General features: G+C 69.6%; 10 protein-coding genes and 1 pseudogene. 7 read left to right on the top strand and 4 right to left on the bottom strand.

Annotation, left to right across the window (positions count from 1 at the left end; translation table 11 throughout):
- The 4 genes from L978_RS19185 to L978_RS17065 all read left to right on the top strand — a co-directional run.
- The coding region (locus L978_RS19185; protein ID WP_231555094.1) for a hypothetical protein at positions 1-200 on the top strand (200 nt) is incomplete at its 5' end.
- An 80-nt stretch (positions 201-280) separates the two neighbouring features.
- Positions 281-1,264, top strand: coding sequence for an aldo/keto reductase (locus tag L978_RS17075; RefSeq protein WP_047524533.1), 984 nt, complete (start codon positions 281-283; stop codon positions 1,262-1,264).
- A gap of 81 nt (positions 1,265-1,345) precedes the next feature.
- A complete protein-coding gene (locus L978_RS17070; RefSeq protein ID WP_047524531.1) occupies positions 1,346-2,143 on the top strand; it encodes a PP2C family protein-serine/threonine phosphatase in 798 nt (265 codons plus the stop codon).
- Between the two features lie 58 nt (positions 2,144-2,201).
- On the top strand, positions 2,202-4,964 hold the full coding sequence (locus tag L978_RS17065; RefSeq protein ID WP_047524529.1) for an FtsK/SpoIIIE domain-containing protein: 2,763 nt from the start codon (positions 2,202-2,204) through the stop codon (positions 4,962-4,964).
- A 44-nt stretch (positions 4,965-5,008) separates the two neighbouring features.
- On the opposite strand, the gene L978_RS17060 is transcribed toward L978_RS17065, so the two are convergent.
- Positions 5,009-6,004, bottom strand: a complete 996-nt coding sequence (locus L978_RS17060; RefSeq protein WP_047524526.1) for an asparaginase — start codon at positions 6,002-6,004, stop codon at positions 5,009-5,011.
- A gap of 67 nt (positions 6,005-6,071) precedes the next feature.
- Between L978_RS17060 and L978_RS17055 the strand changes: the two genes are divergently transcribed.
- Positions 6,072-6,566, top strand: a complete 495-nt coding sequence (locus L978_RS17055; protein ID WP_047524524.1) for an OsmC family protein — start codon at positions 6,072-6,074, stop codon at positions 6,564-6,566.
- Between the two features lie 15 nt (positions 6,567-6,581).
- On the opposite strand, the gene L978_RS17050 is transcribed toward L978_RS17055, so the two are convergent.
- The gene (locus tag L978_RS17050; RefSeq protein ID WP_047524516.1) at positions 6,582-7,379 is read right to left on the bottom strand and encodes a lysophospholipid acyltransferase family protein; all 798 of its coding nucleotides are present in this window, start codon (positions 7,377-7,379) and stop codon (positions 6,582-6,584) included.
- Between the two features lie 123 nt (positions 7,380-7,502).
- Between L978_RS17050 and L978_RS17045 the strand changes: the two genes are divergently transcribed.
- Both L978_RS17045 and dxr read left to right on the top strand, forming a co-directional pair.
- Complete coding sequence (locus L978_RS17045) at positions 7,503-8,459, top strand: FKBP-type peptidyl-prolyl cis-trans isomerase (RefSeq protein WP_047524514.1); 957 nt, start codon at positions 7,503-7,505, stop codon at positions 8,457-8,459.
- A gap of 37 nt (positions 8,460-8,496) precedes the next feature.
- A complete protein-coding gene (gene dxr, locus L978_RS17040; RefSeq protein WP_047524512.1) occupies positions 8,497-9,579 on the top strand; it encodes a 1-deoxy-D-xylulose-5-phosphate reductoisomerase in 1,083 nt (360 codons plus the stop codon).
- Between the two features lie 36 nt (positions 9,580-9,615).
- Here the strand turns inward: dxr and L978_RS17035 are convergent, their stop codons facing one another.
- The gene (locus tag L978_RS17035) at positions 9,616-11,238 is read right to left on the bottom strand and encodes a Mur ligase family protein (protein WP_052193832.1); all 1,623 of its coding nucleotides are present in this window, start codon (positions 11,236-11,238) and stop codon (positions 9,616-9,618) included.
- 95 nt (positions 11,239-11,333) lie between these two features.
- A pseudogene (locus L978_RS19035) lies at positions 11,334-11,529 on the bottom strand (nuclear export factor GLE1); the annotation flags it as partial.

The raw sequence follows: 11,529 nt of genomic DNA, 5'->3' as shown, positions 1-11,529 counted from the left end.
GGCCCTGCCGCGCCCGCGACCGGAGCCCCGGTTCCCCCGGTTCCTCCGACGACGCCTCCGGCACCTCCCGCGGCCCCGCCGGCAGCTCCGCCGGCACCTCCTGCCGGTCCGCCGGCACCGCCCGCAGCTCCGCCGGCGCCTCCTGCAGCTCCGCCCGCATCGCCGAACGATCCCACGCAGCCTCCGGCGTGACCGTCTGACACAGAGCCCCCGACTTCGGTCGGGGGCTCTGTGCTGTGTGTGATCGTCTCCGGGCCCGAGCGGACGCTAACGTGGAGACATGGTCTTGACGCAGCGCCGAGTCGGCGCATCCGGTCTTCTCGTCTCCGCGACCGGCCTCGGCTGCAACAACTTCGGGCGCGCAGGGACAGCCACCGAGACCCTTGCCGGAACGCGAGAGGTGATCGACGCGGCGCTCGCGAACGGCATCACGTTCTTCGACACGGCCGACATGTACGGTGCGGTGGCCGGCGCGAGCGAGACGCTGATGGGCGAAGCGCTCGAAGGGCGTCGCGATCGCGTCGTGCTCGCGACCAAGTTCGGCCACGAGCGGGACATGGGGTACGCGTTCCCCGCCGCCCGCGGCTCCCGTCGGTACATCCGCCGCGCCGTCGAGGAGTCCCTGCGTCGCCTGCGCACCGACTGGATCGATCTCTACCAACTGCACCTGCCTGACCCGGAGACGCCGATCGCGGAAACCACCGACGCGCTCGATGAACTCGTGCGCGAGGGGAAGATCCGCTACTTCGGGCACTCGAACTTCCGCGGATGGGAGATCGCCGAGGCGGAGTTCACGACCCGTGCACGTGCGTCCGGACGGTTCATCTCCGCGCAGAACCACTATTCGTTGCTGGCGCGTGCCGCGGAGCGCGAAGTCCTCCCCGCCGCCGGGCGGTACGAGCTGGGCTTCTTCCCCTACTTCCCGCTGCACAATGGTCTCCTCACCGGAAAGTTCACGCGTGACGGTGGGCCTGCGTCGAGCAGGATCATGTCCGCACGAAGGCATGTCTGGGAGGACGCTCCGTGGGAGGCGCTCGAGGACTTCCGGCGCTTCTGCGACGAGCGCGGCATCACGATGCTGCAGGCGGCGTTCGGGTGGCTCCTCGCGCACCCGGCGGTCTCCAGCGTCATCGCCGGAGCGACATCGGCGGAGCAGGTCGAAGCCAACGCGGCAGCGGGTGATGCCTGGCGTCCGGACGCCGCCGACCTCGAGATCATCGACCATCTGTTCCCGCTGCCCGCAGACCTGGGCGCACGAGTGTGATCGCAGTGCGGGGGAGTTCTACTACGATGTGTGAGTATCCTGCGGTCGCCCGATCCGTCGCAGGCCCATCGGAGGCAGTACGTGGCTGAGACGAAGACGCATCGCGTCACGGTTGCGCAGCGCCCTCTGCTGCTGTCCTGGGCAGGGGCCACCGACCTCGGTCGCCGCCGCGAGATCAATCAGGACGCGTTCCTCGCCGAGTACCCGCTCTTCATCGTCGCGGACGGCATGGGAGGCCATGCCGGCGGCGAGATCGCGAGCAGCAGCACCGTCGCGCGGCTCCAAGCCGTGGTCGCTGCCGGTGAGGTCAACGGGCCTGCGATCGAGAAAGCACTCGAGTTGGCCGTGGCTGACATCGCCGACCACCCGGAGACGACCGACGAAGGCACCGGCACGACGCTCACGGGTGTCTTCCTGGTCGGTGACGGCGAAGATGCGCACTGGGTGGCGTTGAACATCGGGGACTCGCGGGTGTATCTGCTCCGCGATGACCGGCTCGTGCAGGTGACGACGGATCACTCCGTGGTCCAGGAGCTGATCGCGGCAGGCAAGCTCAGCCCCGAGGAGGCGGAAGGGCATCCGTACAGCAACGTGATCACACGGGCGGTGGGGGCGAGCGAACTCACTGCGCCGGACTATGTCACCGTGGACGTGCGCGCGGGGGATCGGTTCGTGATCTGCTCCGACGGGCTCACGAAAGAGCTCACCGACTACGGGATCCAGCACTTCCTCCGGGCCAACAGCGATCCAGCGGCAGGCGTCGATGCCATGCTCGCGGCCGCCTTGGAGAACGGTGGGCGTGACAACGTGACGCTCATCATCGTCCAGATCGAGGACGACAGCGACTCCTCCTCCCCACCCGAAGACACCTCCGAATAGTCGCTCAGCGCTGTGGAGAGCGCCGTTCCTCTGACGTCCGTGCGGTCCACTGGGTGGCATGGAATCTCTTCCGATCGTTCTCCCGGCGGCCCCCGCAGCCTCTCGCCGCGCTCCGCTGCCGTTTCTGGCGGCCGTCGTCCCGGTGGTCGGGGGTGTGGCGCTGTGGCTGATCACCGGTTCGCTGTTCGCGCTCTGCTTCGCGGCACTGGGCCCGTTGATGATGGCGGCATCGTTCCTCGATGCGGCCCGAAACCGCCGCCGCGAACGTCGGCAGAGTGAGGCTGATGCGGAGCGGAACTGGGCCGCGGCCGACGCAGACCTGATCCGCCGCCATCGGGCTGAGCGTGAAGCGCTGTGGCTCCGTCTGCCCGACGCTTCCGTCTGCCTCACGCAGCCGCCCCTCCGCGGGGCACAGCCGCCCGATGCGGAGACCTCCCTCGTCGTGGGCACCGGCAGCGTCGCGAGCGGGGTCCGTTGCAGCGGGGGAGACGACAGCCGTGGTCGCGACTTCCGCCAGCGGTCCGGCGTCCTCGACGACGCGCCGATCGTGGTCCGGCTGGGTGGGGGCGTCTGCATACGCGGGGCGCGACCGGTGATCTTCGCCGTCGCGCGGGCGTTGGTGGTGCAGCTCGGTCTGCGTTTCGGTGCGGCACAGCTGTCGTTGGTGGGCACCGCTCTCGACGATTGCGGCCTCGCCGCGCTGCCGCATGCGCGTCGTTCGCGTCGAAGCGGCTTTCGCCTCGGCGTCGGGACGCCTGATTGCGGTCGCGTGGAGGCGGATGCACTGATCTGGCTCGTCCCCGCCGACACCGAGGTGCCGGAGGGGATCACCACCGTGATCGACGTCATCGAGCCAGGACGAGCGAACCTCCGTACGCCGAGCGGGACGTCGACGCTTGCGGTCGAGTGCCTGTCGCTCGCCCAAGTGGGTCAGGTCGCCGAAGAACACGCAGCGCGGAGCGACGGCGCCGACGTGCTCCCGGACGTGGTCTCCTTGCACGAGCTGGAACAGCCGCCCGCCGGCGAAGGTCTTCCCGCGGCGATCGGACGGAGCGCGTACGGCGATGTCATGCTCGACATCGTCGAGGACGGTCCGCATGCCATCGTCACCGGCACGACGGGGACGGGCAAGAGCGAGTTGCTCGTCAGCTGGGTCACCGCGATCGCTGCGCACCACGGCCCCGACAGGGTCACCTTCCTCCTGGCTGACTTCAAGGGTGGCACGGCCTTCGAGCCGCTGAGGGCGCTGCGACAGGTCGCGGCGGTGATCACGGACCTCGATGAGGAAGGCGCACGGCGCGGCGTCTCGAGCCTCACAGCGGAGCTCCGTCGGCGTGAGGCGCTCTTGGCGGCCGCAGGGGCCCGGGATGTGCGTGAGGTCGGGATTCCGCGGTTGGTCATCGTCGTGGACGAGTTCGCGGCGCTGTTGGCCGAGCACCCTGATCTCGGTGCGGTGTTCATCGATGTGGCGGCCCGAGGACGCGCTTTGGGCATGCATCTCATCCTCGGTACGCAGCGTGCGACCGGTGTGGTTCGAGACGCACTCGCCGCCAATTGTCCGCTTCGCATCAGTCTGCGGGTGGGGGACGCGGCCGACAGCAGGGCGATGATCGGCACCGATGCTGCGGCCGAGCTTCCCGGAGGTGCTGCTTCCCGCGGGGTCGGGCTCGTTCGGCGACCCGCAGACTCGGATCCGATCGCCGTGCGGGTCGCGCTCACCGGAGCCGCCGAGTTGCGAGGCATCGGATTGCGTTGGGCGGAGACCGCGCCACCACGCAGCCCGTGGCTTCCGGCGCTTCCCTCGCGGCTTCCGCTCGGCGATCTGCTCACGGCGCCTGACCGCGCGTCGGGTGATGCGGTGATCCTCGGCCGGGCAGACGAACCGACACAGCAGATGCAACCGCTGGAGACGTTGCATTGCGGGCAGGAGCGGGGACTGGTGTTCCTCGGGGCGTCGGGATCGGGACGCACAACGGCCCTGCGAGTTCTCGCGGCGCAGCGCTCCGGCACGGACACCGTCTGGGTGCCGCGAGACCTCGAGGGCGCATGGGATCTCGTCGACGCATGGAGCTCGGGCGAGGAGCGGGTCCCCGCTCTCGTGCTCTGCGACGACCTCGACGCGCTCGTCGCGGGCTTCCCGCCTGACTACGGCCAGCAGTTCGCCCAACGCTGGGAACACCTGCTGCGCTCCGGCGCGGGGACGACGTTCGCCGTGACCGCCGGCCGATCGACGGGAGCGGTGGGACGCGTCCTCGATGCACTTCCGCGCCGCGCGCTCCTGCGCATGGCGACTCGGGTCGAGCACCTCGCGGCCGGAGGTGAGGCATCCGCGTTCCTCCGCGACCGCAGCCCCGGGCGCGCGTGGATCGGTGACCGGGAGGTCCAGCTCGCCTGGGTCGACGACGACCACGACGGCGTCGGCGAGCCGATCGACCCGATCGAGCCGCCCGCGATGACGACGTGGTCGCCGTCGTGTGCCGTCACCGCGATCGTCAGCGCCGGCGCGAGGGCGACAGCGTCGCGGCTACGCGATGCGCACGCCGGCTTCGAAGTGGTTCTCGTCGGTGCAGAGCCGACCCTGCCGGACGGTCACCGCATCCTGATCGCCGATGCCGAGACCTGGCAACGCAACTGGTCGTCGTGGCAGCGCATCCGCGCCGAAGGCGAGGTCGTGATCCGAGCGGAGCAGCCGGCGGACCTGCGGCAGCTCGCGGGGGTCCGCGAACTCCCGCCCTTTGCACGGTCGCATGCAGGACGGGCTTGGTCCGTTCGGGGAGCGGAGCCGCCGCGCCGAGTGATCCTCGCGGAGCTGACGCCGTGAGGACCAGCGGATCTTCGAGAGCCCGTGAGCCGACCGCTCGCGCCTCAGATGGCGGCGCTCGGGCGGATGGTCCCGACGATCGAGCCACCGCCGGACACGCCCAGGGGCAGAGCCTCCGCCAGCGTCGCGACGTCGGTGTCACTCAGGCCGCCTGAGCGGGAGAGCAGCGTGGCGGCCACGATCGTCGCTGCGCGGGTCGCTCCGTCCAGGACCTTCAGCGCCACGGTCGTGCCGTTCGGGGCGACCATCACCATGATGCCCTCGGCACCGAACTTGGCGAACACCCCGAGCTTCTCGATCGCGATGGTGTCGGGCCGACCAGGGCCCTCGATCGCCCAGGGGTGCTCCCGCACTGCGCGGACCAGGGAACCCGCCACCCGATGGAGGGCGAACGGCGAACGGTCGGATGCCGTGCCGATGCGATGGATCGAGCGCGCCAGGCCCGTGAGCGTGATCGCGTGCACGGGGGCGCCGCAGCCGTCGATCGCCGTGTGCGCCACCTTCTCGCCCGTCAGGCGCTCGACGACGTCGCGGATGTGCGCCTGGAGAGGATGAGCGGGGTCGAGGTAACCGTCCGTCGGCCAGCCGGTCGCCACGCAGGCGCGCAGCATCGCGGCGTGCTTTCCCGAACAGGGCATCCGTACCCGCGAGGGTTCGCCGTGCTCGCGGACGAGTTCGTCGCGGCTGGCGGAGTCGGTCGGCCACGACGCCGGGCAGCCGAGGTGGTCTTCGGTCAGCCCGCCTTCGGTGAGCATGTCGCGCACCACGGAGGCGTGCCGATCGGTGCCGACGTGGCTCGCGGTGGAGATGGCGAGCTGCTCGCCCTCCAAGACGGCACCGGCGGTGATGCAGGCGACGGCCTGCAGGGGCTTGAGACTCGAACGAGGGAGGATCAGGGCGTCGACGTTGCCGTGGCGGGCGATGACATCACCGTCGGAGGACAGCACGACCGCGGCTCCGACGTGACGCGATTCGACGAAACCGCTCCGCTCGATGACGGCGAGTTCCACGGAATCCTGAATGGTGAGAGTCTCCAGCACCCGTCAACTCTATCGCCGGAGGCCTGGTCGCTCCGCCGAAGTCGCACGGGGCTGGCAGACTGGCGACATGGCACAGTCGACTTCCCGCGCCCTCGGCGAACACCACTACGCACTCACCGCGACGTGGACCGGCAATCTCGGAACAGGCACATCCGGCTACCGCGACTACCGCCGTGACGTGACCATCGAAGTCAGCGGAAAGCCGGAACTCCTCGCCTCCGCCGACAAACCGTTCCGCGGCGACCCCGCTCGGTGGAATCCGGAAGATCTGCTGCTGGCATCTCTCTCCGAGTGCCACCTGCTGTCGTACCTGCATGCCTGCGTGACGCTGGGGGTGGTCGTCGTCTCCTACAGCGACGACGCCAGCGGGATGATGCGCGAGGACGGAAAAGGGGGAGGGGCCTTCGTGGAGGTGATGCTCCGCCCCGATGTCGTGGTCGCGGAGGCGTCGATGATCGAAGCCGCAGAGCGGGCGCACGAGTTGGCGAACCAATGGTGCTTCATCGCCAACTCGATGAACTTCCCCGTGCGCCACGAGGCGAAGGTCAGCGCGCTCGCGTAGAGATGAGGCGGACCGTCAGCGACGTTCGTGGGGGAGTGCCTGCTTGATCTTCTCGATGGTGCTCTGCGCCGGTGCCTCGTTGTAGGCTCCCGCGAGCTCCTGGCCCGACAATCCGTGGATCGCGGCCATGATCTCATCGGTGGCGAGGCGGCGCGCCCGTCCGCTCGTCGCGGGACCGTGCGGAGACAGATCGAGTGGCTCGCCGAAGCGGACCGTGATGCGCTCCGAGAGCGTCGGGACCTTGGCCCCCACGGGCATCACCTTGTCCGTGCCGATCAGCCCGACCGGGACGACGGGCGCGCCTGTCTGCAAGGCGAGGAAGGCGACACCGGTGCGGCCCTTGTAGAGTCGACCGTCCGTGGAGCGCGTGCCTTCCGGATACAGCGCCACCGCGAGGCCCTCATCGAGGAGCTGCCGCTGCAGATCCAGCGCGTCCAGTGCTGCTTGGCCGGCCCCGCGTCGCACCGGGATGGCTCCGATGGACTCGAAGAACGTCTTGCTCATCCAGCCTTGGAAGCCGGTGCCCTCGAAGTAGGCGGACTTCGCGAGGAAGTGCACCGGACGGGGCGCGGCGACGGGGATCGCGATCGAGTCGATGAACGAGAGGTGATTGCTCGCGAAGATGACGGGCCCGGTCAGCGGCACCCGATCGCGACCTTCGATACGCGGCCGGTACACGAGGCGGGCGAGCGGGGTGATGAGGCTGCGGCCGAGGGTGTACGCGAAGCCGGCATGGCGTGGTTTCGCGGTCTCAGCGGGCGAGGATCCCTCTGCGGGCGACGATTCGGGCTCGACGGACTGCTCAGAGGTCATCAGAGCAGGTTACTCCCGGATCCATGCTCGTGTGGGAATGAAGAGTTCCGCCGCGCCTCCCAGCCGGGGCAAAGGGGTATGAGGGAGGATGGGGTGTCCCGCCCGCGATCCCGAGGTTCCACTGTGCGCAAGCGTCCGCTCATCGTCCTGTCCACCGTCGCCGCGGCGACCCTGCTGCTGGCGGGCTGTTCCGGCAGTTCCGCGCCGTCGAGCTCCGAAACGCCCGACCCGTCGGCTTCGAGCACGTGTGCTCTGGACGCGCAGCCGGGTGAGACCTCGGATGCCGTCGTCGTCGAGGGAGAGGGCGCCGACACGAAGGTGACCGTCCCGTCTGACGCGGCTTTCGCGGGCGTCGAGCGGACGGTCGTCTCGGCAGGCGACGGGGACGACGTGCTCGTCAACGACCTGGTCTCGGTCCAGTACCAGATCGTGGATGCGACGACCAACGAGGTGCTCGATTCCTCCGCTCGCGGCGAGGGAGGGGTGCTGCCCGTGCTCCTCGACACCAACCAGTCCTCGCTCTTCGTCGCCGCTCTCGAGTGCGAGCCGGTCGGCTCACGCGTCGTGCTCTCGCTGCCCGGCAGTGCGCTGGGCGAGGGCGCGAACAACGTGGTCGTCTACGCACAGGCCGTCGAGCAGCTGCCCGAAATCGCCACCGGAACCCCCGTCGACCCGACCCCCGGCATGCCGACGGTCACGCTCGATGATGACGGCAAGCCCTCGATCAAGATCCCCGAGGGTGACGCCCCGACCGAGACCAAAGTCGCTGTCCTCACGCAGGGCGACGGACCGACCGTCGGATCCGGCGACCTCGTCGTCGTGCAGTATCTGGGCGTCAAGTGGTCGGACGGCGAGGAGTTCGACTCGAGCTGGAGCCGCGACGCTGCACCGGCACAGTTCCAGACCACCGGCGTCGTCGCGGGCTTCCAGAAGGCTCTCGAAGGGCAGAAGGTCGGCTCGCAGGTCATCGTCGTGATGCCGCCGTCCGACGGCTACGGCGCGAGTGAAGGTCACGAGCTCCAGAAGGAGAGCCTCGTCTTCGTCGTGGACATCCTCGCCACCACGCCCGTCCAGCAGTAGCAGGGGCGGTATCCAGGACGTGTCCTAGGCTGGCGTCATGCGTCGCATCATCGTCCTCGGCTCCACCGGCTCCATCGGCACCCAGGCGCTGGATGTCATCCGCGCCAACCCTCGGCGATTCGAACTCGTCGGTCTCGCCGCAGGATCGAACCGCGAGATGCTGGAGGCGCAGGCTGAGGAATTCCGCGTCGAGCACACGGCGCTCGGAGCCGTCGACGCCGAGCAGCTCGTGCGCGACGTCGAGGCCGACGTCGTTCTCAACGCCATCACGGGTTCGATCGGTCTCGGCTCGACGCTGGCCGCGCTGAACGCGGGGCGCACTCTCGCGCTGGCGAACAAGGAATCCTTGATCGTCGGCGGTGACCTCGTCCTGGCCGCTGCCGCGCCGGGGCAGATCGTCCCGGTCGACTCCGAGCACTCGGCGTTGGCGCAGGCGCTGCTCGCCGGCACCCACGCCGAGGTTCGGCGCCTCGTGGTGACCGCATCCGGCGGCCCGTTCCGAGGGCGCTCCCGCGCAGAACTCACCGAGGTGACCCCCGCCGAGGCTCTGGCGCACCCGACCTGGGACATGGGGCGCATGGTCACGACGAACTCGGCGACCTTGGTGAACAAGGGGCTCGAGGTGATCGAGGCACACCTGCTCTTCGACGTCGCTTACGACGACATCGAGGTCGTCGTGCATCCGCAGTCGATCGTGCACTCGATGGTCGAGTTCATCGATGGTTCGACCATCGCGCAGGCGTCACCGCCCGACATGCGCCTGCCCATCTCCCTGGGGCTGGATTGGCCGCACCGTGTCGGGGGCGTCGGACGGCCGTTGGATTGGACGCAAGCGACGTCCTGGACGTTCGAACCGCTCGACAGAGAGGCTTTTCCCTCCGTCTCCCTGGCGAAGGCGGTCGGTCGCGCCGGCGGGACCTTCCCCGCGGTCTACAACGCCGCCAACGAGCAGGCCGTCGACGCGTTCCACGAGGGACGGCTGTCGTTCCTCGGCATCGTCGACACGATCGCCCGCGTCATCGACGCCCATGACGCTCCCGACGCCTTGACCGTCGAGACGCTCGCGGCGGCCGAGACCTGGGCGCGCGAGACGGCCGATCGGATCATCGCGGCGGGCTGAGCCTGGGTCGGAGCGACCGGCGCCGCCCCGACGAGGTCAGTCCTCGTCGGGGTAGGGAACGGGCCAGCGCGGCTCCGGAACCGGCCATCCCGCCGCACGCAACGCGCGACGGGCGAGTTCACGGGCGGAGTAGGGCGTGCGGACGCCGCGGATGTCGCGGTAGTCCTGGTGGCCGGGGCCGGCCCAGAGGATCGCGTCGCCGTCGCCGACCAGTCCGACAGCGGTGATGATCGCGTTCTCGGGCGGTGAGGCTTCGTGGATCTCCGCGTCGGGCCGTGCCTGTCGCGCGCCGGCGATGAGCGTGGCGCGGATGGATGCCGGATCCTCGAACCGCGGATGGTGATCGGTCACCACGAGGATGTCGCTGCCTTCGACCGCCGTGCGCGCCATGTCGAACCGCTTGCTCGCATCGCGGTCTCCGTCGGCGCCGAACAGCATCAGCACTCGGCCCGGTGTCACCCGACGGACGGCGGCGAGCGTCTTCTCGAACGCGTCGGGGGAGTGCCCGAAGTCGACGAACACGGCGGGACCCCGCTCGCCGGACACGAGTTGAGTGCGGCCGGGGAGATAGGCGCGGATGCCGTCGTCCTGAGCGAGCGCCGTGACGATGCGGTCCCACGCGTAGCCGCCCTCCAGGAGCATGACGATCGCGAGCGCGGCGTTGGCGGCCATGTGCGGACCGATGACGGGGACCGTCGTCGTGAGTGAACCGGAGGGTCCGGTCATGGTGAACGTGGTGCCGGCCGCTCGCTCGTCGTCGATCACGACGACCCAGTCCGCCGCGGAGGCCGCGGCGGGGTCGGCTGCGATCGACGGTGTTCCGACGGTCACCACGGGGATCTCTGCGCGTTCGACCACGATCGCCCCGGACAGCGAGTCGAGGCAGATGACGCCGCGTTTCGCACGGTCGGGTCGGAACAGCGGCAGCTTGGCCTCGAAGTACTCCTCCATGTCGGCGTAGTCGTCGAGGTGATCATGGCTGAGGTTGGTGAAGCCGGCGACGTCGAAACGGAGGCCGTCGACGCGGTGCCGGGACAGCGCCTGAGCGCTGACCTCGACGGCCACCGCTTCGACCGCTCGTTCTCGCATGAGGGCGAGGAGGGCATGCATCTCGGATGCCTCGGGCGTCGTCAGTCGGGAGACGATGACCTCCCCGGCGATGTGGCGCTCTGCCGTGGAGGAGAGCCCGGTCACGACCCCGAGCTGGTCGAGGATCCCCTCGAGGAGGTGCGAGACGCTGGTCTTCCCGTTGGTCCCCGTCGTCGCGAACAGCAACGGCAACGGATCATCGGCGCCCGTGCCGTACACCCAGGCGCTCAGGTCGCCGAGGACGGCGCGGGGGTCGTCGACCACGATGATCGGCAGCCCTGCGGAGTCCGCGATGGCTGCTCCCGGCTCGTCCGTGATGACGGCCACGGCGCCCTTCTCGGCAGCGGCGAGCGCGAAGTCCGCGCCGTGACGGTTGACCCCCTGAATCGCCACGAAGGCCTCACCCGGACGGAGGTCCGCCGTGGCCAAGGTGATGCCGGAGAGGGTGATCCCGTCGATGTCGCCGCGTACGGAACGGGCGAAACGGGAAGCGAGTTCGGACAGCTCACGCCGGGGCGGGTTCGCGGGGCGGAGCACGGGAGGCAGGCTCGGTTGTTGTTCAATCGACATGTCGCATCCATGATCTCATGACGGCGCGGCGAACCCTCCTGCGGCACGACTCCCCGCACGCCCGGAACACAGCGCGCGAGGAGTCGTGCGCGGCGTCAGGCCTTTCGGCGGTAGGCGAGGACCGCGACGACGAGAGCCGCGACACCGGCCACGAGCCCGCTGGCGCCGAGGGCGATGCCCACGGGGTCACTCGCAGCGGCCTGGGTGCTCTCCTCCGTCGTCTCAGCAGCCTCGTGGTCATCGGCAGCCTCGTGGTCATCGGCAGCCTCGTGGTCATCGGCAGCCTCGTGG

The sequence above is a fragment of the Microbacterium sp. ZOR0019 genome (genome assembly GCF_000800925.1).
GTDB classification, from domain to species: domain Bacteria; phylum Actinomycetota; class Actinomycetes; order Actinomycetales; family Microbacteriaceae; genus Microbacterium; species Microbacterium aurugineum.
This window is presented reverse-complemented; position numbering and strand designations above follow the sequence as displayed.